Source organism: Actinomycetospora aurantiaca, from assembly GCF_037401875.1.
GTDB lineage: Bacteria > Actinomycetota > Actinomycetes > Mycobacteriales > Pseudonocardiaceae > Actinomycetospora > Actinomycetospora aurantiaca.
On record NZ_JBBEGN010000025.1, the window covers coordinates 39,515 to 60,737 of the forward strand.

General features: G+C 75.7%; 25 protein-coding genes. 15 read left to right on the top strand and 10 right to left on the bottom strand.

Annotated elements, in window-relative coordinates; genetic code table 11:
- Positions 1-143: 143 nt before the first annotated feature.
- Both WCD74_RS27885 and WCD74_RS27890 read right to left on the bottom strand, forming a co-directional pair.
- Positions 144-800, bottom strand: a complete 657-nt coding sequence (locus WCD74_RS27885) for a TVP38/TMEM64 family protein (protein ID WP_337698182.1) — start codon at positions 798-800, stop codon at positions 144-146.
- A 43-nt stretch (positions 801-843) separates the two neighbouring features.
- A complete protein-coding gene (locus WCD74_RS27890) occupies positions 844-1,488 on the bottom strand; it encodes a putative glycolipid-binding domain-containing protein (protein WP_337698183.1) in 645 nt (214 codons plus the stop codon).
- Positions 1,489-1,543: 55 nt separating this feature from the next.
- On the opposite strand from WCD74_RS27890, the gene WCD74_RS27895 reads away from it, so the two are divergent.
- The 6 genes from WCD74_RS27895 to WCD74_RS27920 all read left to right on the top strand — a co-directional run bounded on the left by WCD74_RS27895 (position 1,544) and on the right by WCD74_RS27920 (position 7,563).
- Positions 1,544-2,692 carry a hypothetical protein gene (locus WCD74_RS27895; protein ID WP_337698184.1) on the top strand — a complete coding sequence of 383 codons (1,149 nt, stop codon included), beginning with the start codon at positions 1,544-1,546 and terminating at the stop codon, positions 2,690-2,692.
- Positions 2,692-3,324, top strand: a complete 633-nt coding sequence (locus WCD74_RS27900) for a DUF4129 domain-containing protein (protein WP_337698185.1) — start codon at positions 2,692-2,694, stop codon at positions 3,322-3,324. Before WCD74_RS27895 ends, WCD74_RS27900 begins: the two co-directional genes overlap by 1 nt.
- On the top strand, positions 3,321-4,382 hold the full coding sequence (locus tag WCD74_RS27905) for a DUF4350 domain-containing protein (RefSeq protein WP_337698186.1): 1,062 nt from the start codon (positions 3,321-3,323) through the stop codon (positions 4,380-4,382). Before WCD74_RS27900 ends, WCD74_RS27905 begins: the two co-directional genes overlap by 4 nt.
- Complete coding sequence (locus tag WCD74_RS27910) at positions 4,379-5,329, top strand: AAA family ATPase (RefSeq protein ID WP_337698187.1); 951 nt, start codon at positions 4,379-4,381, stop codon at positions 5,327-5,329. The genes WCD74_RS27905 and WCD74_RS27910 overlap by 4 nt, the downstream gene beginning before the upstream one ends.
- Positions 5,329-6,630: a DUF58 domain-containing protein gene (locus WCD74_RS27915; RefSeq protein WP_337698188.1), complete on the top strand. Its 1,302-nt coding sequence runs from the start codon at positions 5,329-5,331 to the stop codon at positions 6,628-6,630. The genes WCD74_RS27910 and WCD74_RS27915 overlap by 1 nt, the downstream gene beginning before the upstream one ends.
- Before the next feature lie 129 nt (positions 6,631-6,759).
- Positions 6,760-7,563, top strand: coding sequence for a class I SAM-dependent methyltransferase (locus WCD74_RS27920; protein WP_337698189.1), 804 nt, complete (start codon positions 6,760-6,762; stop codon positions 7,561-7,563).
- Here WCD74_RS27920 and WCD74_RS27925 read toward each other — a convergent pair.
- Positions 7,560-8,525, bottom strand: a complete 966-nt coding sequence (locus WCD74_RS27925) for a stage II sporulation protein M (RefSeq protein WP_337698190.1) — start codon at positions 8,523-8,525, stop codon at positions 7,560-7,562. The genes WCD74_RS27920 and WCD74_RS27925 overlap by 4 nt on opposite strands.
- A gap of 34 nt (positions 8,526-8,559) precedes the next feature.
- On the opposite strand from WCD74_RS27925, the gene WCD74_RS27930 reads away from it, so the two are divergent.
- A complete protein-coding gene (locus tag WCD74_RS27930) occupies positions 8,560-9,306 on the top strand; it encodes an RDD family protein (RefSeq protein WP_337698191.1) in 747 nt (248 codons plus the stop codon).
- Between the two features lie 17 nt (positions 9,307-9,323).
- On the opposite strand, the gene WCD74_RS27935 is transcribed toward WCD74_RS27930, so the two are convergent.
- Both WCD74_RS27935 and WCD74_RS27940 read right to left on the bottom strand, forming a co-directional pair.
- The gene (locus WCD74_RS27935; RefSeq protein ID WP_337698192.1) at positions 9,324-9,725 is read right to left on the bottom strand and encodes a DUF1801 domain-containing protein; all 402 of its coding nucleotides are present in this window, start codon (positions 9,723-9,725) and stop codon (positions 9,324-9,326) included.
- 1 nt (position 9,726) lies between these two features.
- Complete coding sequence (locus WCD74_RS27940) at positions 9,727-11,973, bottom strand: heavy metal translocating P-type ATPase (protein WP_337698193.1); 2,247 nt, start codon at positions 11,971-11,973, stop codon at positions 9,727-9,729.
- 58 nt (positions 11,974-12,031) lie between these two features.
- Here WCD74_RS27940 and WCD74_RS27945 point away from each other — a divergent pair, with 58 nt between their 5' ends.
- The 3 genes from WCD74_RS27945 (at position 12,032) to WCD74_RS27955 (ending at position 15,555) form a co-directional block, all read left to right on the top strand.
- On the top strand, positions 12,032-12,463 hold the full coding sequence (locus WCD74_RS27945) for an A24 family peptidase (RefSeq protein WP_337698194.1): 432 nt from the start codon (positions 12,032-12,034) through the stop codon (positions 12,461-12,463).
- A complete protein-coding gene (locus WCD74_RS27950; RefSeq protein WP_337698195.1) occupies positions 12,460-14,298 on the top strand; it encodes a cytochrome c oxidase assembly protein in 1,839 nt (612 codons plus the stop codon). The genes WCD74_RS27945 and WCD74_RS27950 overlap by 4 nt, the downstream gene beginning before the upstream one ends.
- Before the next feature lie 63 nt (positions 14,299-14,361).
- Positions 14,362-15,555, top strand: a complete 1,194-nt coding sequence (locus tag WCD74_RS27955) for an MFS transporter (protein ID WP_337698196.1) — start codon at positions 14,362-14,364, stop codon at positions 15,553-15,555.
- On the opposite strand, the gene WCD74_RS27960 is transcribed toward WCD74_RS27955, so the two are convergent.
- Genes WCD74_RS27960 through ilvA form a run of 3 tightly spaced genes read right to left on the bottom strand, consistent with a single transcriptional unit; the run spans position 15,550 to position 17,731 of the window.
- A complete protein-coding gene (locus WCD74_RS27960; protein WP_337698197.1) occupies positions 15,550-16,005 on the bottom strand; it encodes a VOC family protein in 456 nt (151 codons plus the stop codon). The two genes, WCD74_RS27955 and WCD74_RS27960, sit on opposite strands and share 6 nt — an antisense overlap.
- Positions 16,002-16,457, bottom strand: coding sequence for a helix-turn-helix transcriptional regulator (locus WCD74_RS27965; protein ID WP_337698198.1), 456 nt, complete (start codon positions 16,455-16,457; stop codon positions 16,002-16,004). The genes WCD74_RS27960 and WCD74_RS27965 overlap by 4 nt, the downstream gene beginning before the upstream one ends.
- Before the next feature lie 5 nt (positions 16,458-16,462).
- Complete coding sequence (gene ilvA / locus WCD74_RS27970; protein WP_337698199.1) at positions 16,463-17,731, bottom strand: threonine ammonia-lyase IlvA; 1,269 nt, start codon at positions 17,729-17,731, stop codon at positions 16,463-16,465.
- A 116-nt stretch (positions 17,732-17,847) separates the two neighbouring features.
- Between ilvA and WCD74_RS27975 the strand changes: the two genes are divergently transcribed.
- Genes WCD74_RS27975 through WCD74_RS27985 form a run of 3 tightly spaced genes read left to right on the top strand, consistent with a single transcriptional unit; the run spans position 17,848 to position 18,792 of the window.
- Complete coding sequence (locus WCD74_RS27975) at positions 17,848-18,249, top strand: DUF7715 family protein (RefSeq protein ID WP_337698200.1); 402 nt, start codon at positions 17,848-17,850, stop codon at positions 18,247-18,249.
- Between the two features lie 26 nt (positions 18,250-18,275).
- Complete coding sequence (locus WCD74_RS27980; RefSeq protein ID WP_337698201.1) at positions 18,276-18,506, top strand: hypothetical protein; 231 nt, start codon at positions 18,276-18,278, stop codon at positions 18,504-18,506.
- Positions 18,493-18,792 carry a hypothetical protein gene (locus tag WCD74_RS27985; protein WP_337698202.1) on the top strand — a complete coding sequence of 100 codons (300 nt, stop codon included), beginning with the start codon at positions 18,493-18,495 and terminating at the stop codon, positions 18,790-18,792. Before WCD74_RS27980 ends, WCD74_RS27985 begins: the two co-directional genes overlap by 14 nt.
- 4 nt (positions 18,793-18,796) lie before the next feature.
- Here WCD74_RS27985 and WCD74_RS27990 read toward each other — a convergent pair whose 3' ends face one another.
- Both WCD74_RS27990 and WCD74_RS27995 read right to left on the bottom strand, forming a co-directional pair.
- Complete coding sequence (locus WCD74_RS27990) at positions 18,797-19,255, bottom strand: PTS sugar transporter subunit IIA (RefSeq protein WP_337698203.1); 459 nt, start codon at positions 19,253-19,255, stop codon at positions 18,797-18,799.
- Positions 19,252-19,485, bottom strand: coding sequence for a PTS sugar transporter subunit IIB (locus tag WCD74_RS27995; RefSeq protein WP_337698204.1), 234 nt, complete (start codon positions 19,483-19,485; stop codon positions 19,252-19,254). Before WCD74_RS27995 ends, WCD74_RS27990 begins: the two co-directional genes overlap by 4 nt.
- Before the next feature lie 73 nt (positions 19,486-19,558).
- On the opposite strand from WCD74_RS27995, the gene WCD74_RS28000 reads away from it, so the two are divergent.
- Both WCD74_RS28000 and WCD74_RS28005 read left to right on the top strand, forming a co-directional pair.
- Positions 19,559-20,800 (top strand): PTS transporter subunit EIIC, encoded by a 1,242-nt coding sequence (locus tag WCD74_RS28000; protein ID WP_337698205.1) that lies wholly within the window; start codon positions 19,559-19,561, stop codon positions 20,798-20,800.
- Positions 20,800-21,162 carry a hypothetical protein gene (locus WCD74_RS28005; protein WP_337698206.1) on the top strand — a complete coding sequence of 121 codons (363 nt, stop codon included), beginning with the start codon at positions 20,800-20,802 and terminating at the stop codon, positions 21,160-21,162. The genes WCD74_RS28000 and WCD74_RS28005 overlap by 1 nt, the downstream gene beginning before the upstream one ends.
- Positions 21,163-21,223 lie beyond the last annotated feature (61 nt).

The window sequence follows — 21,223 nt, forward strand, 5'->3', positions numbered from 1 at the left end:
ATGGCCCGTTGCTGCCACCTGACGTCAGAAGGGCGCCACTCGCACATGTCCCGGTGCGCCGGCCCGACACGCGAGTGGCGCCGTTCGCACACCTGACGTCAGTGATGGGCCATTGCTGACGCCGGCAGGCGGCCCCGCCGTCCCTACGCCGCCGACGACCCGTCGTCCGGAAGGGCCCGGCGTCGGCCGCGCGACGAGATGAGGATCCCCGCCAGCCCGAGGGTCCCCGAGATCGCGAAGGCGATGAACGACTGCGGCGAGATCCCGCCGGTCACGGCGTCGCCCAGGAACACGATCGCCGCCGTCCCCGGGACCAGCCCCACCAGCGTCCCGACCACGTAGGCGGGCCACCGCACGCTCGTGACGCCGAGGGTGTAGTTCAGCGGCGCGAACGGGATGCCGACCAGGCGCGACGAGGTGACGGTCAGCAGCTCCCGCTCACAGAGCCGCTCCTCGAGCATCTGCACGCGCTTCGGCCCGAGCCGGGCGATCGCCCGCCCCCCGAGCCGGCGGGCGATCCAGAAGCCGAGCAGCGCCGACACCATCGACGCGGCGACCGCGATCGCCACACCCCACGCCGGGCCGAACATCAGCCCGGCGGCGAGCGTGAAGGCGGTGCGGGGGATCGGCGTGGTCGTGATGACCGCGTGCACCAGGAAGAACACCAGCGGGGCGACCGGACCCGCCGTCATGACCCACTCGCGCAGTTCGGACGGCGACGGCAGCGGGACGACGAACGCCACGACCGCCACCGCGGCCAGCACGCCGAGGAGCAGCAGTCCCCGCGTTCGGTTGCGCACTCCGGTCCCCTCGTTCGCCACCGCCCGACGGGCCCCCAGGCTACTAGCCGACGCGCGCGAAGAGACCCTGGTACTCCCGCACGACGCCCAGCGGGTCGACGGTGAACGAGAACGCGCCGTACGCCGGGTCCGCGTAGACCCAGCGGTCCTCGCTCTCGCGGCGGTAGGTCTGGGCCACGCGCTGCACCGCGAGCGACGGGACGTCCACCCACGCCACGTCCACCGTGCGCTCCTCGCCGACCGCCAGCCCCAGCCGCCGCACGACGAGCGTGTTGGTCAGCGGCGTGACGGAGATGTCGACGTCGGAGCAGCCTTCGAGGTCGGGCCAGTCGCGCCCGTCGAGGGTCCAGTGCCCGAGGGCGTCCGCGGCCAGCGTGACCCGCTCCAGGCCGTCCCCGCCCAGGGCCTCCAGGAAGCACGCCCGGGTCTGCCACCGGGCATCCACGACGACGGAGAACCGCGCCGACCACGGTCGCGGCGGCGTCGCCGCCACCGGACCCCACGTCCCGTCGCTCCGCTCGCCCAGGATCGGGCCCGTGTCGTCCGGCGAGTCCGCACCGATCGCCGCGCCGTCGAGGAGGAACGCCGCGTCGGGCTGCTCGGGGGTCGGGTCCATCTCGGACACCGCGCCGTGCACCAGCCCGTGGGGTTCGTCCAGGCGACGCCAGAGTGCGGAGGTCAGGGGCACCGCGTCATCGTGGCACGATCGCAGGGGGACGAAGTCGATCAGGTCGGGAGGAACGGTGAGCGAGCCGGAGGACCGGAGGAGCTCCGACGTGCCGCCGTGGGACCCGGGTGCGGGCTCCACCGACCGGCCCGCCACGGGCGGCTGGCAGGCGCCGACCCCGACACCGACGCCCACGTCGTCGACGTCCCCGCCACCCGGGCCGACCGGCCCGCCCGGTCCGCCCGGTCCGACGCCGCCCCGCGACCCCTGGGGCTTCGGCGGCCCGGTCGCCGCGCCCCGCCCGGGCATCGTCCCGCTGCGCCCGCTCGCGCTGGGCGAGGTGCTCGACGGGGCCTTCCAGTACATCCGCGCCCACCCGCGGGTGGTGCTGGGGGTGTCCGCGGTCGTCGCGGTGATCACGACCCTCATCCAGGCCCCGTTCCAGGCCACCTACGGCGAGTCGTTGGAGCCGTTCACCGCGCCCGGCGCGGCGGAGCCCGACCTGGACGCCCTGGCCGGCGTGCTCGGCGGCGCGTCGGCGCTGCTCGGCGTGAGCGCCGTCGTCGGGCTGCTCGCGAACACCGTGCTGACCGGCCTGCTCGTCGTCGTGCTCTCGCGCGCGGTGCTCGGCGCGCCCGTCGACGCCCGCGAGTGCTGGAACGCCGCCCGGCCGCGGCTGCCCGGCCTGCTGGGCGTCGTCCTGCTCGTGGCCCTCGCGACGATCGCGGCGTTCGCGGTCCTCCTCGTCCCGGCCGGCCTGGTCGCGCTGGTCGGGGGCCCGTCCGGCGTCGCGGTGGCGCTCGCGGTGCTCGGGACGCTGCTCGGCGCGGCCGCCGCGATCGTGGTGGGCGTGCTGCTCGCCCTCGCCGCACCCGCCTACGTCCTGGAGGGCATCGGCGTGACGGCGGCCCTGGCCCGCTCGCGTCGGCTGGTCACCGGCCGGTTCTGGCCGGTGCTCGGCATCCTGCTGCTCGGGACGATCATCGTCGCGATCGTGTCGGGGCTGGTCGGGGTGCCGTTCGGGCTGGCCGCGACCGGCGTCGCCGTCGCGACCGGGACGAGTCCCTACGCGACGCTGCCGCTGCTGGTCTCCTCCGTCGGCACCGTCATCGGGGTCACGCTCACGGCCCCCTTCCAGGCGGGCGTCACCGGCCTGCTCTACGTCGACCAGCGCATGCGCCGCGAGGGCTTCGACCTCGAGCTGCAACGGGCCGCGCGCAGCTGATGGCCGTCCCGCCGCCGTTCACCCCCGACGCCGACGAGGCCCGGGAGCTGGCCGCGCGCGAGCTGGCGAAGGCGGCGTACCGGGCGCGCGAGCCGGGCGTGCTGGAGCAGGTCGGCCGGTGGCTGCTCGACCGGCTCGACGACGTGGTCGGGCTGCTGACCGCCCAGCGCGCCGGCGGGGCGGGCGGGGTGCTGGTGGTGGTCGTGCTGGTGGTGCTCGTGGTCGTCGTCGTGCGGGCCCGGCTGGGGCGGGCGGCCCGCGCCGCCCGGACGTCCTCGGCCTCGCTGGACGACTCCGGCCGCACCGCCGCCGACCACCGCCGCCGGGCCGAGGAGCACGCGGACGCCGGTCGGTACGACGACGCGGTGCGCGAGTGGATGCGCGCCCTGGTGCGGGGGCTGGAGGAGCGGGACGTGCTCGTCGCCCGCCCCGGCCGGACGGCCGGGGAGGCCGCCCGGGAGGCGTCCGCGGTGCTGCCCGGCGCCGCGGACGCGCTGGTCGACGCGGCCCGGTGCTTCGACGAGACCGTCTACGGCGGTCGCAGCGCCGACGCCGGGTCGGTGGCGCGGATGCGGACCGCCCAGGACGCGGTCGCCGGGCAGCGGGTGACGGCGGGGGTGGCGGCCGGGTGACCCTGCGCGCGCGCCTGCGGCGCAGCCGTGGACCGGTGGTCGTCGGGCTGCTGGTGCTCCTCGCGGCGGGGGTGCTGACGATCGCGGGCGCCCGGGCGGGCCAGGGGCTGCTGCAGCCCGACGGCGTCGACCCGGCCGGCAGCGGCGCGCTCGTGGCGGTGCTGCGCGAGCAGGGCGTCCGGGTGGACGTCGCGACGCGGGCCGAGGACGTCGTCGGCGCCGGACCGGCCACCACCGTCCTGGTCGCCTTCCCCGCGGAGCTCGGGCGGGCGGGTCGGCTCGCCCTCGCCCACGCCGGCGCCGACGTGGTGCTGGTCGCGCCGGACGCGGCCGCGCTGGAGAACCTCGCGCCCGGGGTCCGGCGCGTGGAGCCGCCGTCGTCGCTCACGACGACCGGCGTCGTCCCCGACCCCGCGTGCCCGCTGCGTGCCGCCCGGTCTGCCGGGCCGCTCGTCCTCGACGGCGACCACTACGGGACCGCGCCGCCGGCGTACGGCTGCTTCGCCGCGGACGGGGCCGCGCCGCTGGCGGTCAGCGGCCGGACGATCGCGGTGGGCAGCCCGGAGCCGTTCACCAACGAGGCCCTGGACCGGGGCGGCAACGCCGCGCTCACCCTGACCCTCCTCGGCGCCCACCCGCGCGTGCTCTGGTACCTGCCGGCGCCGGGGGCGGGAGGGGACGTGTCGGTGGCCGACCTGGTGCCGCGCGGCGTCGTCTGGGGCACCGCGACGCTCCTGCTCGCCGGGGGAGCGGCCGCGCTGTGGCGGGGCCGGCGGCTGGGCCCGGTGGTCGCCGAGCGGCTGCCGGTCCGGGTGGCCGCGGCGGAGACCACCCGCGGCCGTGCTGCGCTGTACCGGCGGATCGGGGCCCGGGGTCGGGCCGCCGCGATCCTGCGGGCCGACGCCCGCCGGCGCCTCACCGCGCGCCTCGGGCTCCCGCCCGACGCGCCCACCCCCGCCGTCGGGAAGGATCTCCTGGACGGCCCGGAACCGGCGGACGACGCCGCGCTCGTGCAGCTGGCGGACGACCTGGACCTGCTCCTGAGGAGGACCGAGTGACCCCGGACGAGGCCCGCGAGGCCCTGACCGCGCTGCGGGGCGAAGTGGCGAAGGCGGTGGTCGGGCACGACGCCGCCGTGACCGGGCTGGTGATCGCCCTGCTCTCGCGCCGGCACGTGCTGCTCGAGGGCGTGCCGGGCGTGGCGAAGACGCTGCTGGTCCGGGCGGTCGCGGCGGCGTGCTCGCTGGAGAACCGCCGGGTGCAGTTCACGCCCGACCTCATGCCCGGCGACGTCACCGGCTCGCTGGTCTACGACGCGGGGACGTCCGCGTTCGACTTCCGGCCCGGCCCGGTGTTCAGCAACCTCCTGCTCGCCGACGAGATCAACCGCACCCCGCCGAAGACCCAGGCGTCGCTGCTGGAGGCGATGGAGGAGTTCCAGGTGACCGTCGACGGGGTCGGGCGCCCGCTGCCCGACCCGTTCGTCGTCGCCGCCACCCAGAACCCGGTGGAGTACGAGGGCACCTACCCGCTGCCCGAGGCGCAGCTCGACCGGTTCCTGCTCAAGCTGGTCCTGCCGCTGCCCGGGCGGGACGACGAGATCGAGGTGCTGGGGCGGCACGCGTCGGGCTTCGACCCACGGGATCTGTCCGCGGTGCGGCCCGTCGCGGGCGCCGAGCACCTGGCGGCCGGTCGGGCGGCCGTCGCGGCGGTGTCGGCGCGGCCCGAGGTGCTCGCCTACGTCGTGGACGTGTGCCGGGCGACCCGCGCGTCGCCCTCGGTCGTGCTGGGCGCTTCTCCGCGCGGTGCGACGGCACTGCTGGTCGCGGCCCGGGCGTGGGCGTGGCTCTCCGGGCGGGACTACGTGACCCCGGACGACGTCAAGGCCTGGGCGCTGCCGGTCCTGCGCCACCGCCTCGCCCTGCGGCCGGAGGCCGAGCTGGAGGGCGTGAGCACGGACGGGGTGGTGACGGGGGTCCTCGACGCGGTGGCCGTGCCGCGCTGATGGCAGTCTCGGGGCGGTTCGCGGGAGCGGTGGCCGTCGCGGCGCTGGTCGTCGGGTTCCTGGTGCCGTCGCTCGCGGGCCTGCTGGGCGTGGTGGCGGCGCTGCTGGTGGGCGTCGTCGTGGACCTGGTGCGGGCGGGCTCGCCGCGGGCGCTCGGGCTCGCCCGGGCCGAGGACGTCGTGCAGGTGCGGCTGGGGGAGGAGGTGACGGCCGCGCTCGTCGTCACGAACCCGTCCCGACGGCGGGTGACGGGGGTCCTGCGGGACGGGTGGCCGCCCTCGTGCGCGGCGTCCGAGGTGCACGGTCTCGACGTCCCGGCGGGGGAGCGGCGGCGGGTGACGACGACGCTCGCGCCGTCCCGGCGGGGGGAGCACGCGGCGGCGGTGGTGACGATCCGGTCGTGGGGACCGTTGGGGTTGGCGGCCCGGCAGGCGTCCCGGGCGGTCGGTGGGCGGGTGCGGGTGCTGCCGGAGTTCGCGTCGCGGCGCCACCTGCCGTCCCGGCTGGCGCGGCTGCGGGAGCTGGACGGGCGGCGGGCGGTCCAGGTCCGCGGGGCGGGGACGGAGTTCGACTCGCTGCGGGAGTACGTCGAGGGCGACGACGTGCGGTCGATCGACTGGCGGGCGTCGGCCCGGTCGGGTGGAGCGACGGGGAACCTGGTCGTGCGGACCTGGCGGCCCGAGCGGGACCGGCACGTGCTCGTGGTGCTGGACAGCGGGCGGACCGCGGCGGCGCTGGTGGGCGACGCGCCGCGCCTGGACGCGGCGCTGGACGCGGCACTGCTCCTCGCGGCGCTCGCCGCACGGGGCGGTGACCGGGTGGACCTGCTGGCCGTCGACCGGGAGGTCCGGGCCTCCGTGATCGGCGCCCGCGACCCGCTGCCGGCCATGACGACCGCGCTGTCCGGGGTCGAGGCCGCCCTGGTGGAGACGGACATGCGGCTGCTCGCCGCCACCGTGCTGCGCCGCGCGTCCCGGCGGTCGCTGGTGGTGCTGTTCACCGGCCTGGACGACAGCGCGCTCGCGGAGGGCCTCGAACCGGTCCTGGGGCCCCTGCTGCACCGGCACACCCTGCTCGTGGCCGGGGTGACGGACCCGGTGGTGACGGCGATGGCGGCGGGCCGGGGGTCGGGCGAGGCGGTGTTCGGCGCCGCGGCGGCGACCGTGGCGCTGGAGGAGCGGCGGGCGGTGGCCGCCCGCCTGGCGCGCCGCGGGGTCGAGGTGGTCGACGCGCCGCCCGACGAGCTCGCCCCGGCCGTCGCGGACCGGTACCTGGCGCTGAAGGCCCGCGGTCGGTCGTAGGGCACCCCCGCTGTGTCAGCACTGCGGCCATGCTGACGCTCGACGTCACAAACGGCTCATGTACGACGAGCTTTGCTACTTCGGCAAGGAGATGTGCTTCTTCGGCAAGTCGTGGCTACGGTCGGCGGCATGACCACTCACGGCCACGGCCACGGCGCCGTCCTCGACCTCGACGCCGACGTGCTCGGCGACCAGCTCGTCTCCATCGTCGACGGGCTGCCGTTGCCCGAGGCTCCCCGGCACGTCGTCGACCTGGGCGCCGGGACCGGGGCCGGCACCTTCGTCCTGCTGGACCGCTTCCCAGGAGCTCACGTGACAGCGGTCGACGCGTCCACCGAGCACCTGGCGCGGCTGCGGGAGAAGGCCGGGCAGGCCGGCGTCGGCGGCCGCGTCGACACCGTGCAGGCCGACCTCGACGCCACCTGGCCGGACCTCGGCACCCCGGACCTCGTCTGGGCCTCCGGCTCGCTGCACCACCTGGCCGACCCGGTCCTCGCGCTGCGGGAGGTCCGCCGGATCCTGGCGCCGGGCGGGCTGCTGGCGGTCCTCGAGCTGTCTGGGCCGCCGCGGTTCCTGCCGGCGGACAGCGCAGCCGGCGCGCTGGAGGACCGGTGCCACGTCGTCGCGGACCGCCGGGCCAACGCCCACATGCCCCACCGCGGCGCCGACTGGGGACCGCTGCTGTCCGCCGCGGGGCTCACCGTCGAGGACCGCCGCGACCTGTCCGTGGACGCCACCGGCCCGCACCCCGAGGCGGTGGGTCGGTACGCGCTGATGGTGCTGCAGCGCCTCCGGCACGCGGTCGCCGACGAGCTGTCCGCCGAGGACGTCGCCGCGCTCGACGCGCTGGTCGACGTCGACGGCCCGGGCAGCCTCCTGCGCCGCGACGACCTCGTCGTCCGGACCGAGCGCACCGTCTGGGTCGCGCGCTAGGTCCCGTCGTCGGGAACGGCGCCCCGGGCTCGCAGGACCCGGGCGCCGTGGGCCACGTAGGCCAGGAACACGAGCTCGGCCACCACGCCGATGCCGATGCGGGCCCACGTCGGCAGGCCCGACGGCGTCACGAAGGCCTCGATGATTCCGGAGACCAGCAGGACCCCGACGAGGCCGAGCGCGATCCCGACCGTGACCCGTGCCTGCCGCGCCAGCGAGCGCGACCGGGTCAGCGGGCCGGGGTCGATCCACGACCAGCCCAGCTTCAGCCCGGCGCCCGCCGCCACGAAGACCGCGGTCAGCTCGAGCAGCCCGTGCGGGGTGATGAGGCCGAGGAAGAGCCCGAGGCGGTCGTTGGCGGTCAGGATGCCGGCGGAGATCCCGACGTTCACCACGTTCTGCGCCAGCACCCACAGCACCGGCAGGACCAGCACGCCGCTGATCAGGCAGGTCGCCGCGACCAGGGCGTTGTTCGTCCACACCCGCGCGGCGAAGGAGGCCGCCGGGTTCGACGAGTAGTACGCGGCGAACTCGGTGTCGACCAGGCGGCGGGTCTCCTCCGGGGTCGCGACGGCGCCGGCGACGTCGGGGTTCACCGCGATCCACCACCCGACGGCCACCATCACCGCGACCGACAGCAGCGCCGTCGGCACCCACCACCGCGCGGACGCGGCCAGGGCCGCCGGGAACTCCTCGGTCACGAAGCGCCGGACCACCCCCCAGCTCCACGGCCTCGTCCCGAGCACCGCCGAGCGGCCGCGCGCCACCAGCGACGAGAGCCGGGAGACCAGCGCCGGGTCGGGGGAGGACGAGCGCACGACCGAGAGGTGGGTCGCGGTCCGGCGGTAGAGCTCCAGCGCCTCGTCGGCCTCGTCGGCGGACCACCGTCCGCGCCCGCGCAGCAGCGCCTCGAGGCGGTCCCACTCCGCGCGGTGCGCGTCGGTGTAGGCGTCGACGTCCACTCGTGAGGGTCCTTCCGCTGGCACCATGTCGGGCGTGGCCCCACCGGACCCGGGCGTCGTGATCGGCGAGGCCGTCGAGCTCGACCTCGCCCCCGCCAAGCTACCGAGCCGCGCGCTGGCGTTCGCCCTGGACGCGGCGATCGTCGGCGCGCTGATGGTCGCGGCGATCGTGGTCGTGGTGGTCAGCGGCGTCGAGGTGGACGACGCGCTGGCGGCGACGATCGGGGTGGTCCTCGCCGTCCTCGCCTTCGTCGTCTGGCCGACGACGTGGGAGACGCTGACGCGCGGGCGCTCTCCGGGCAAGGCGGCGTTCGGGCTGCGGGTGGTCTCCGACGACGGCGGGCCGATCCGGTTCCGCCAGGCCCTGGTCCGGGCGCTCGCGGGCCTGTTCGTCGACTTCGGGCTGCTCAGCGGGGTGGTCGCGCTCGTGGTGTCGGCGTGCACCCGCCGCGGCCAACGGGTGGGCGACCTCCTGGCCGGGACGATCGTGCTGCGCGAGCGGGTGCCGCGCTCCACCCGCCACGTGACCCTCCCCGAGCCCGACCCGGCCCTGGCCGGCTGGGCGGCGACCCTGCAGCTCTCCGCCCTGCCCGACGACCTCGCCCTCGCCGCCCGGCAGTTCCTCGGCCGGGCGGGCGACCTCGACCCGACGGTGCGCCGCACGCTCGGGGAGCAGCTCGCGGACGACGTCGCCGGCCGGGTCGCGCCCGCCCCGCCGTCGGGGACGAGCGCGGAGGCCTTCCTGACGGCGGTCCTGGCCGAGCGCCGCCGGCGGGCCTGACGCGCCTGGGGCGTGCCTCAGACCTGCCCCTCGCCCCCGACCTCGACCGCCCGCCGGACGACCGCGGCGAAGGCCGCCAGGTCCAGGTCGCCGGGCCGCGTCACCTTGATGCAGCTCCGGCCCACGGAGACCTTCCCGAGGGTGTCCGCGTGGGCCTCGGGGACGTAGCGGCCGTCCTCGACGGCGCCGACGTAGACGCTGAGCTGCCGGCTCCCGCCGCGCAGCGAGATCAGGTGGGCGTCGCCCTCGCGGCCCGAGGCGTAGCGGTAGTGGAACGGGCCGTACCCCAGCATCGACCCTCTGCGCACCGGCGGCAGCAGGTCCGGGGCGACCTCGGCGATCGTGCGGTGGACGTCGTCGACGATCGCCGCCTGCGCGGGGGCGAGCGCGGCGCGGAACGACTCGAGGGGGCCGTCCACCTCAGTGCCGCAGCCGCACGCTGGAGGACACGACCAGGACCGACGACAGCGCCATCGCGAGCCCGGCGATCAGCGGGCTGAGCAGGCCGAACGCGGCGAGCGGGATGGCGGCGACGTTGTAGCCGAAGGCCCAGACGAGGTTGCGGCGGATCGTCGTGGCGGTGCGGCGGGCCAGCTCCAGCGCGTCCGGGACGGCGTTCAGGTCGTCGCGCACCAGGATCACGTCCGCCGCTTCCAGGGCCACGTCCGTGCCGGCCCCGACGGCGAGCCCGAGGTCGGCCGCGGCGAGCGCCGGGCCGTCGTTGACCCCGTCACCGACCATCGCCACGCGGCGCCCCCCGTCCTGCAGGGCGCGCAGCGCGTCCACCTTGCCCTCCGGCAGCACGTCGGCGATCACCTCGTCGACCCCGACGGCCGCACCGACGGCCGACGCCGCCTCGGCCCGGTCGCCCGAGAGCAGCACCGTCCGCAGCCCCGCCGCCCGCAGCCGCGCGACGGCCGGCGCCGCGGAGGGCTTGACCTCGTCGGCGACCTCGAGGACCGCGACGTCGTCGCCGTCCAGGGTCACGACGACGAGCGTCGAGTCCGGTTCCGGCGCCGGGGCCCAGTCGGGCAGCGGGCCGGACCCCGAGGGGTCGAGCTCCGCTCCGCTGCGTCTCCCGACCGGTTTCCCGAGCCGCACCTCGGTCCCGTCGACCACGCCGCGCGCCCCGAGCCCGGGGAGCGCCTCGAACCCCTCGGCCACGGGCAGCACGTCGACCTCGTCGCGCGCGCACGCCACGACGGCGCGGGCCACGGCGTGCTCGGAGGCGTCCTCGACCGCCCCGGCCAGGGCGAGAACCCGCCGTCGGGACGCGTCCGGGGCCAGGTGCACCGCCCGGACCGACATCGCCCCCGTCGTCACCGTGCCGGTCTTGTCCAGGACCACGGTGTCGACCACGCGGCTGGTCTCGAGCGCCTGGTGGCTCTTGAGGAAGATGCCCTCGCGGGCGCCGCGGCCCGACGCGACCAGCATCGCCGTCGGGGTCGCGAGGCCCAGCGCGCACGGGCAGGCGATGACGAGGACGGCGAGGGCCGCGGAGAAGATCTCGCCGGCCGAGCCGCCGACCGCCCACCAGACGAGGGCGGTGCCGACCGACAGCGCGATGACGATCGGCACGAACACCGACGAGATCCGGTCGACCAGCCGCTGCACGGAGGCCTTCGACGCCTGCGCGGACTCGACGAGCCGGATCATCCCGGCGAGCTGGGTGGCCCCGCCGACCGCGGTGGCCGTGACGACCAGCCGCCCGGACGTCGCGACTGTGCCGCCCGTGACGGCGTCCCCCGCGGCGACCTCGACGGGCACGGTCTCGCCGGTGAGCATGGAGCGGTCGACGGCGCTGGCCCCGGAGTCCACGGTCCCGTCGGTCGCGATCCGCTCGCCCGGCCGCACGACGAAGCGGGTCCCGACGGCGAGCGCCGAGGCCGGCAGGCGCGTCTCGGTCCCGTCCGGCAGCAGCACGGCGACGTCGCGGGCGGCGAGCGCCGCGAGGGCCGCCAGCGCGTCGCCCGCCGCGCGCTTGGCCCGGGCCTCGACGTAGCGGCCGGCCAGGACGAAGGTCGTCACCGCCGCGGCGACCTCGAGGTAGAGCGGGCCGACGGGGTCGAGGAAGACGCTCAGCGCGCCCTGCGAGGGGTCGGGCAGGTGGCCGGTGAGGATCGACCCGAGCGACCACACCGTCGCGGCGACGATCCCGAGCGAGATCAGCGTGTCCATCGACGACGCGCCGTGCCGGGCGTTGACGAACGCCGCCCGGTGCAGCGGCCAGGCCGACCACACGACGACGGGGGCCGCCAGGGCCGTGACCACCCACTCCCACCCGGGGAAGCGGGCTTCGGGCAGGACGGCGAGCACCAGCGGCAGGTCCACCATCGGGATGAACAGCACGGCCGCGACGACGAGGCGGCGCCACAGGTCCGCGACGCGGTCGTCGCGGACCGCCGCGACCTCGTCCCGCTCGGCGTCGGGGTCGGCGGAGAGCGGGGTGGCGCCGTAGCCGAGGCGGGCGACCACGTCGACGACGTCCCGGCGGTCGACGTCGGGCCGCAGCGTCACGGTGGCCCGCTCGGTGGCGTAGTTGACCGCGGCGGTGACGCCGTCCACCTTGTTGAGGCGCCGCTCGATCCGCGAGGCGCACGCCGCACACGTCATCCCGGTGAGCAGGAAGTCCTCGGCCTGGTCGGGCCGGGGCGCGGCGACGGTCATGCTCCGATGGTGCGCCCCGCGCGCGGGTGCGCGCACACCGGGTGTCACCATCGGGCCCGTGACCAGCACCAGCGAGCCGGAGACGCAGGACGCGCCGGAGACCGGGGCCGGCGCCACCGGTGCCGCGACGTTCGCGCTGGTCGTGGCCGGGATGGCGCTGGTCAGTGCCTGGACGGGCTGGGGCGGGATGCTCCTCGGCCTGGTCGCCCTGGTCGGTGCGGTGGTCGCCCTCATGCGGGTGCGCTCGGGACGCGCGTCAGGTCGGGGTAAGCCGCTCGCCGCGCTGGGTGTGGCGCTGATCGCGGTGGTGATCGGCACCGCGATCGAGTGGCCGACCCTCGAGTCCGCGGTGACCTACCTGCACGCCTCGCAGGCCCGCACGCTCGACGAGTGCATGCGCCAGGCGATCAACGAGAAGGAACAGCACGTCTGCAAGTCCCAGCACCTCGACGAGTACCGGGCCCGCTTCCCGGGCCGTCTCGATCCGTGAGGCGCCTCGTCCCCGCCGGCGCCGCGGCGCTGGTCACCGTCCTGGTCGCCGCCCTGCTGCTCGGCCGCTCGGCCTACCCGGTCCTCGGCCTGGCCGACCCCGGTGAGCTGGTCCAGCTCGGGCTGCCGCTGCTCCGGGTCCTGACGGCGGGGGCGGCGGCGGTGACGCTCGGGGCGCTGGTGCACGGACTGGTGGTGGCCTCCGGGCCGCCGTCGGCCGCGGTGCGGTCGGTGGCCTCCGGCGGTGCGTGGGCGTGGGCGGTCCTCGCCCTGGGGACGGCGATCGTCACCGTCGCGGACGTCTCCGGCGGGTTCGTCGCGCCCGGCCCCGACCTCGTCGTCGGGATGGTGGTGCGCGCGGCCCCGGTCGGGTGGCTCGCCTGCGCGGTGGGTGCGGCGGTCGTCGCGGTGTGGGTGCGCGAGGCCCGGACCTGGTCGTCGGCCCTCGGCGCCGGGGTGCTGGCCTGCGGGTCCCTGCTCGGGCCGGTCGTGACCGGGCACGCCGTGGACGGGGTCGGCAAGGACCTCGGCACGCCGGCGCTGGCCCTGCACGTCGTCGCGGCGACGGTGTGGCTCGGGACCCTGGGCGCGCTGCTGGTCGCGCCGGTGTCCCCACGCCGCAGCGGCACCGTGGCCACGGTGTGCGCGGTCGTCACGATCGTGGCCGGGGTCCTCGCGTCGGCCGTGCTGGTGCCCTCGGTCGGGGAGCTCGCGACCTCCTACGGCGTGCTGGTCCTGGCCGCGGCGGCCGTCACCGTGGTGCTGCTGGGCGTGTTCGTCCGACGTCGGACGACGGGCGCCGGGCGCGGGCTCGTCGTGACGGAGCTGGTGCTGCTCGCCGTCGTCACCGGGTTGTCGGTGGCGATGACGCGGGCGGTGCCCCCGGTGCAGGCGCCGTTCCACTCGACGCCCACCGAGGCGATGCTCGGCTTCCGCATCCCCGACCCGCCCACCCTGGGCCGGCTGCTCGGGGAGTGGCGGCTCGACGTGTGGTTCGCGGCGCTCGCGGTCGTGCTCGTGGTCGTCTACACGCGGTGGCTGCGCCGGGTGTCCTCCTGGCCACGGGGCCGGGCGGTGTCCTGGTACGCCGGCTGCGCGCTGCTGGTGGTGGCGACGAGCTCGGGGGTCGGGCGCTACGCGGACGCGCTGTTCAGCGTGCACGTCGCGGAGCACATGCTGATCAGCATCGTGGTCCCGGTGCTCCTGGTGCTGGGCGGTCCGGTGACGCTGGCCCGGCGCGCGTTGCCGGACGAGGGCGACGCCCGCGACCGGCTCGAGTCCGTCCTCGACGCGCCGCTGCTGCGGGGGCTCACGCACCCCGCCGTGGCCGCCGTCGTCATGGTCGGGTCGCCGTTCGCGTTCTACCTCACGCCGCTGTTCTCGCTGCTCCAGCCGTTGGGCTGGCTGATGCCGGCGATCTCGTTGTGGTTCCTGACGGCGGGTTACCTGTTCTTCTGGGTGCTCGTCGGGGTCGACCCGGCGCCGGGCCGGGAGCTGCCGCACGTGGCGCGGCTCGCGGTGCTGATCGCGTCGATGCCGTTCCACGCGCTGTTCGGCGCGATCCTGCTGGCGGCCGACACCCCGGTCGCGCAGACCCCGTCGACGCTGGCCGCCGACGGCGGGGGCGGGCAGGTCTTCGTCACCGACTTCTACTCGCGCCTGCGCCTGCCGTGGGCGCCCGACCTGCTCGCCGACCAGCAGGTCGCCGCCCTGCTCTCGTGGGGGATGGGCGACCTGCCGCTGGTCGGCGTGCTGGTGATCCTGCTGGTGCAGTGGCACCGCGCCACCGCCGCGGAGGACGCGGCGACCCGGGACCTGCTGGCCGCCCGTCGCTGACGCTTCTCAGCATGTGGGACGGCGTCTCGTCTGATGAACGTCCGTGAGGCATGCTGACGACCCGTGAGCCTGGAGACGAGCACCCCCGCCCGACCACGACGCCGCTGGGCGATCCTCGTCGTCGGCGTGCTCGCGCAGACCGCCGCGTCGTCGTTCGTCTACGGCATCCCGTTCCTCGTCCCCACCCTGCGCGACGAGCGGGGCCTGTCGCTGGCCGAGGTCGGCGTGGTCGTCGCGGCGCCGACGACGGGTCTGCTGCTGGCCCTCGTCGCGTGGGGCGTCGTGGTCGACCGGGTGGGGGAGCGGGTCCCGATGGCGGCCGGCCTGGGCCTCGCCGGCCTGGTCGTCGGGGGCCTGGCGCTCGACCCGCCGTCGTCGCTGGTGACGATCGCGCTGCTGCTGGGGGTCGGCGGGCTCGGCGCGGCCTCGGTGAACGCCGCGAGCGGTCGGCTGATCATGGGGTGGTTCGCGGCCGACGAGCGCGGCGTGGCGATGGGCATCCGCCAGACCGCACAGCCCCTCGGGGTCGCCCTCGCCGCGCTGGTGCTGCCGGTGCTCGCCACCGTCCAGGGCCCGTTCGTCGCGCTGGGCTGGACCGGGCTGGCCTGCCTCGTCGCCGCCGTGCTCGTCGTCGTGGTGGCGCAGGACGCACCCCGGCGGGCGCCGGAGCCGCACGAGCCGACCGGCAACCCCTACCGCGTCCCGACCCTCTACCGCCTGCACGCGGCCTCGGCACTGCTGGTGCTGCCCCAGTTCGCGATCTCCGCGTTCGCCCTGGAGTACCTGGTCCGCGAGCAGGGGTGGTCGCCGGGAGTCGCGGGCGTGTTCGTCGCGGTGTCGCAGATCGCGGGCGCGGCCGGGCGGATCGCGACGGGGTGGTGGTCGGACCGCGTCGGCTCCCGCCTGCGCCCGATGCGCCAGCTGGCCGTCGGCTCGACGTTGGTGATGCTCGGGTTCGCGGCCGGGTCGGTGTGGGTGCCGGTGATCGCGGTGGCGGGGATCGCGGTCGGGGCGATCGTCACCGTGGCCGACAACGGCCTGGCGTTCGTCTCCACCGCCGAGATGGCCGGGCAGGCGTGGTCCGGGCGGGCACTCGGTGTGCAGAACACGACCCAGAACATCGTCGCGTCGGCCGCCCCGCCGGTCCTGGGCGCGATCATCGGCGCGTCGAGCTACGGCCTGGGCTTCACCCTCGCCGCCCTCGCGCCCCTGGCCGCGATCGCGGTCACGCCGGTGCGGGCGGAGCGGCCGTCATGAGGCAACCGGGCCCCACTCGCCCTCGGTGAGGCCCTCCGGGGTGAAGGCGCGCGACTCGACGAGGACGAGCCAGTTGCCGGAGCTGTCGCGGAACACCGCCTCGACGCCGTAGGGCCGCTCGGACGGCGGCTGGACGAACTCCACGCCGAGCTCGACGAGGCGGGCGTGCTCGGCGCGACAGTCGTCGGTCGAGATCCCGAACCCGCCCATCGAGCCCGCCGCGAGCGACCGGCGGACGGCGGCCGCCATGTCCTCGTCCTGGGGCGGCCCCGGCACCATGAGCGTGACCTCGAGCTCGGGCTGCGACGGGTGCTTCACCGTCACCCAGCGGAAACCGCCGCCCAGGGTGACGTCGGTGCCCTCGACGAAGCCGAGGACGTCGCAGTAGAACGTCTTGGCGTCGTCCTGGTCGGTCACGTACAGGGTGAACAGCGAGATGTTGGTGATCACGGCGACGATCCTGCCGCCGCCCCTGGTGCGGGTGGCTTCTCCGGGATTGCTCGGTCCGAGAGCCCGTGCATCAGGACGAAGCGGCCCGGGATCCGCGGTGCACCCGAGGCCCAGCGGGCCTGGTACTCCGACGGGCTGACCCCGACCAGCCGGCGGAAGCGCGTGGAGAACGACCCGAGCGAGGCGTACCCGACGAGCCAGCACACCTCGGTGACGGTCAGGTTCGTCGCGCGCAGCAGGTCCTGCGCGCGCTCCACCCGCCGTTCGGTGAGGTACGCCGCCGGGGTCCGCCCGTAGGTACGGGAGAAGCAGCGCAGGAAGTGGTACTTGGACAGGCCCGCCGTCGCCGCGAGGGCGTCGAGGTCGAGCGGCTCGGCGTATTCGCGGTCGATGCGGTCGCGGGCGCGGCGCAGGCCGACGAGGAGGTCCTCGGACACCTCCCGCGCGGCCACGGCGCTCAGACGAGGAAGCGGAAGGCAGGCGAGCCCGGCTCGAGCGCCTCGATCTGCAGCGGCGAGCGCGCCATCCGCTCCAGCAGCGGCTCGTAGTCCTCGCGGCGGCCGATCTCCACGCCGACGAGGGCCGGGCCGGACTCCCGGTTGTCGCGCTTGACGTACTCGAAGCGCGTGACGTCGTCGTCGGGACCGAGCACCTCGTCGAGGAAGCGCCGCAGCGCGCCCGGCTCCTGCGGGAACTCGACCAGGAAGTAGTGCTTGAGGCCCTGGAAGCGCAGTGAGCGCTCGATGACCTCGGCGTAGCGGGACACGTCGTTGTTGCCGCCGGAGAGGATGACCACCACGGTCTCGCCCGGCACCAGGTCGAGCTCCGGGCCGTCGGAGCGCACGGCCGCGCCGGCGAGCGCACCCGCGGGCTCGGCGATGATGCCCTCGGTCTGGTAGAGCGCGAGCATCTCGGTGCAGACGAGCCCCTCGTCGACCGCCAGCAGCTGCGCGCCCGACCGCCGGATCAGCGGGAAGGTCACCGCGCCGGCCTTGCGCACCGCCGCGCCGTCGACGAACCGGTCGAAGCCGTCCTCGTCGAGCACGACCGGGGAGCCCGCGTGCAGGGCGGCGGCGACGTTGCGGGCGCCCGCCGGCTCGACGCCGATCACGCGGGTGCGCGGGTAGGTCGCGGCCAGCCAGGTGGCGGTGCCGGCCAGGAGGCCGCCGCCCCCGACCGGCAGGACGACGACCTCGGGCGCGTGCCCGAGCTGCTCGACGACCTCCGCGATCACCGTGGCCTGCCCGGCGACGGTGCGCGAGTCGTCGAAGGCGGGGACGAGGGTCGCGCCGGTCTGCTCGGCGTACGCGGTCGCGGCGGCGGAGGCCTCGTCGTAGGTGTCGCCGGTGATGACGAGCTCGACCATGTCGCCGCCCAGCGCGGCGATGCGCTCACGCTTCTGGCGCGGCGTCGTGGACGGGATGACGACGCGGCCCCGGACCCGGTGCGTCTGGCAGGCGAAGGCGAAGCCCTGCGCGTGGTTGCCGGCCGACGCGCAGACCACCCCGGCCGCGCGGGCCTCGTCGTCGAGCTGGGAGATCAGGTTGTAGGCGCCGCGGAGCTTGTACGAGCGCCCGACCTGCAGGTCCTCGCGCTTGAACCACACCTGCGCGCCGGAGTCGGCGGACAGCCGCGGGTTGTGCTGCAGCGGGGTCCGCTCGGCGATGCCGACCAGACGCTCCGCGGCCTCGAGCACCTGCTTCTCGAACGCGGTCCCGCCCGTCATCGCCTGAGCTCCCTCGTGCTGCTGATCCGAACGGCTCATCGTAGGTCGCGCCGGGCCGGGTGGTTGTCGGTGGGTCCTGCTATCACTCGATCATCAGTTCGAACGAGGAGGACCCGATGAAGGTGCTGGTGGCCACGGGGCGAACCCAGGGCACACGGGAGAACGACTACCACCACGCGGTCGAGGGCGAGCTGGTGCGCATCGACCCGCCCTGCCGGAAGGACCGCGACGATCCCGACGGCCGGTGCGGCTGCGGCCGCGGGTTCGCGGGCATGAACTCGCAGCGCGCGACGACGACGGCGCGGGTGGCGGAGGTGCCGCTGACACGGGACGAGTACGCGGAGGCGCTGCGCTCGTCGCTGGAGCACGACGGGTACGAGCCGTGCACCTGCCGGTCGACCGACGAGGCGGACGCGCTGGCCGAGCTCGCCGCGACGTGGCCGGTGGGCGCGGTGATCGAGCGCCGGCTGGACCAGCTGGCCCGCCGCGTCTCGCCCGAGGAGGAGGTGCCGGCGTGAGGCGATCCGGCGGTACCGTCGAGCCCGTGGCGGCCAAGCGGCGGGTGAGCTTCTCGATCGACGAGTTCTCCCTGGAGCTGCTTCAGGCAGCAGCCGATCGCGCCGGGAAGCCGTTGTCGGCGTGGCTCGCGAAGGCAGCCATGAGCGAGGCCGTGCGTCAGGGGGCACCGCGCGAGAACACGTGGGACGAGGCAGCGGCCGTCGCCGAGGATGCTGCCCTGGCAGCGGACGAGGCGACGCTCCGTGCGCAGGGGTGAGCTGTACCGCTACGAACGCCCCTCGGCGCCGGCGAACCGCGGCACGGTGCTCGTCCTCTCCAGCGACGAGACGATCCAACCGACCCGCGACTGGGTCCTCGGCCTCCAACTGCGAGTGGACGACCCGGACGACCTCCTCGCGGTGCCCACGGGCGACGGGCGCTACGCCTACGCCGGGGATCTCGGCCGGCTGTACTCGGCCTGGGTCCGCGAGCGGGTGGGCCGGATCGACGCCCTGACGCTCGCGCGGGTGAACACCGTGCTGCGGGTGGCTCTCGACCTCTGACGGTTCACTCCCGCCCGACGCCCAGCAACGGATCCCCGGCCGCCACCGGGTCCCCGGTCGGGCCCGCCACCGACACGCGAGCCGGGTCGACGTCCAGGACGACGACCGGGCAGATCGCCGACAGTCCGCGGGCCCGGACGTCCTCGGGCGACCAGCGCACGACCGGGTCGCCCGCCTCGACCACCTCGCCCTCCGCGCGCAGCACCTCGAAGCCCTCGCCGCGGAGCCGCACGGTGTCGACACCGAGGTGGACCAGGACCCCGATCGCGTCGCCGGTGCTCAGCGCGAAGGCGTGCGGGTGCACCTTGACCAGCGTTCCGGCGACCGGGGCGAGCACCTCGACGACACCGTCGCCGCTCGGCTCGACCGCAGTACCCGGGCCGACCATCCCCGCCGCGAAGACCTCGTCCGGCACCGCCTCCATGCCGACGACGGTGCCCGCGAGCGGCGCGGCGACGATCACGAGTCGAGGAGGTCGTGCACGTCGTCGGCGATGACATCGGCCTGCGGCCCGACGACCACCTGCACGATCCGGCCCTGCACGACGACGCCCGAGGCGCCCAGCGCCTTCAGGGCGGACTGGTCCACGAGCGCGGGGTCGCGGACCTCGGTGCGCAGGCGCGTGATGCAGGCCTCGAGGTCGTCGATGTTCGCCGCGCCGCCGAGGCCGGCGACGATCGCCGCTGCGTCCATGCCCCGCACCCTCCCTTGACACCCCTCGTTGCTGCCTGCAACGTCCGCCGCACGGTACTGGAGGTGGGGCCCGATGACCGCGAGCACGGACACGCCGTCCCGGGGAGCACGGGGCCTCGCCGGGCTCCAGCGGCTCGGCCGCAGCCTCATGCTGCCGATCGCCGCGCTCCCGGCGGCCGGGCTCCTGCAGCGCCTCGGGCAGGACGACCTCCTCGGCGGGGTCGACGCCCTGAAGAACGTGGCGACGGTGCTCACCGGCGCCGGCGGCGCCCTCTTCGACAACCTGCCGCTGATCTTCGCGGTCGGCATCGCGATCGGGTGGGCCCGCCGCTCCGACGGGTCGACGGCCCTGGCCGCCGTCGTCGGCTACCTCGTGCTCGCGGGCGTCTTCGAGTCGCTCAGCCCGGTCCTGCTGCCCGGGCAGCTGGACTCGGAGGGCCAGCAGGCCACGATCGACTACGGCGTGCTGGGCGGGATCCTCGTCGGGCTGGTCGCGGCCGTGCTCTGGCAGCGCTACCACCGGATCACGCTGCCGACCTACCTCGCGTTCTTCGGCGGCCGCCGCTTCGTCCCGATCATCACCGCGCTCGCGACGATGCTGCTCGCCGTCGTGCTCGCGCTGGTCTACCCGCTGTTCGACGCCGGGCTGACGGCGCTGGGCAACGCCGTCGCGGCGAACGCGGTGGTCGGCGGGGGCATCTTCGGCATGGCCAACCGGCTGCTCATCCCGCTCGGCCTGCACCACATCCTCAACTCCGTGGTGTGGTTCGTCCTCGGCGACTACAACGGCGCCCAAGGCGACATCGCCCGGTTCTTCGCCGGCGACCCGACGGCCGGGACGTTCATGACCGGCTTCTTCCCGATCATGATGTTCGCCCTGCCTGCCGCCGCCCTCGCGATCGTCCACGAGGCCCGCCCGGAGCAGCGCAAGGTCGTCGGCGGGATCATGGCCTCGGTCGCGCTGACGTCGTTCCTCACCGGCATCACCGAGCCGCTGGAGTACGCGTTCGTCTACGTCGCCTGGCCGCTCTACCTGGTGCACGCCGTGCTCACCGGCACCTCGCTGGCCCTGTGCAACGCGCTCGGCATCCACGACGGCTTCACCTTCTCCGCGGGCGCGATCGACTACGTCATCAACTTCGGTCAGGCCACCCGGCCGCTGTGGCTGATCCCGATCGGGCTGGGCTACGCGGTCGTCTACTACGTCGTGTTCCGCGTCGTGATCCGGCGGTTCAACCTCCGCACGCCGGGGCGCGAGGAGGACGGCGAGGGCGCGGCGGTGTCGGCCGACCCGACCCGCGGGCCGGAGACCTGATGTACGCGGTGGTGGGCGCGTCGGACACGCTGGGGTGGCGGGTCGTCGAGGCCCTGCTGACCGAGGTCACCGGCGACGAGATCGCCTTCCTGGTCCCGGACGCCGAGCGCTTCGCCGCGTACGCGACCAGCCGCAACGTCGACGTCCGTGACGACCGGGACGGCGGGCGCCTCGACGACGCCGAGGTCGTGGTCCTGCTCGGTCCCGACGACGGGTCGCTCGTCCCGTCCACGGTCGGGCGCGTGGTCGCCTGGGACGGCGGACCCACGGTGTCCGTGCTCCGGCCCGGGCCCGCCGACCTCGACGGCGGCGACGACCCGCTCCCGGCGGTCGTGGCCGCGGTGCTCGCCGACCGCCCCTGAGCGGACGAGGCCGTCGGCGCTGTCGGGGGGTCCTCATATCATGGTCACCGACCCCGCCGGT

Coding starts and splice junctions, on each gene's coding strand:
- WCD74_RS27900 (WP_337698185.1), top strand. CDS start 2,692: ATGGCCGTCCCGCCGCCGTTCACCCCCGACGCCGACGAGGCCCGGGAG.
- WCD74_RS27915 (WP_337698188.1), top strand. CDS start 5,329: ATGGCAGTCTCGGGGCGGTTCGCGGGAGCGGTGGCCGTCGCGGCGCTG.
- WCD74_RS27920 (WP_337698189.1), top strand. CDS start 6,760: ATGACCACTCACGGCCACGGCCACGGCGCCGTCCTCGACCTCGACGCC.
- WCD74_RS27940 (WP_337698193.1), bottom strand. CDS start 11,973: ATGACCGTCGCCGCGCCCCGGCCCGACCAGGCCGAGGACTTCCTGCTC.
- ilvA (WP_337698199.1), bottom strand. CDS start 17,731: ATGACGGGCGGGACCGCGTTCGAGAAGCAGGTGCTCGAGGCCGCGGAG.
- WCD74_RS27975 (WP_337698200.1), top strand. CDS start 17,848: ATGAAGGTGCTGGTGGCCACGGGGCGAACCCAGGGCACACGGGAGAAC.
- WCD74_RS27995 (WP_337698204.1), bottom strand. CDS start 19,485: ATGGACGCAGCGGCGATCGTCGCCGGCCTCGGCGGCGCGGCGAACATC.
- WCD74_RS28000 (WP_337698205.1), top strand. CDS start 19,559: ATGACCGCGAGCACGGACACGCCGTCCCGGGGAGCACGGGGCCTCGCC.
- WCD74_RS28005 (WP_337698206.1), top strand. CDS start 20,800: ATGTACGCGGTGGTGGGCGCGTCGGACACGCTGGGGTGGCGGGTCGTC.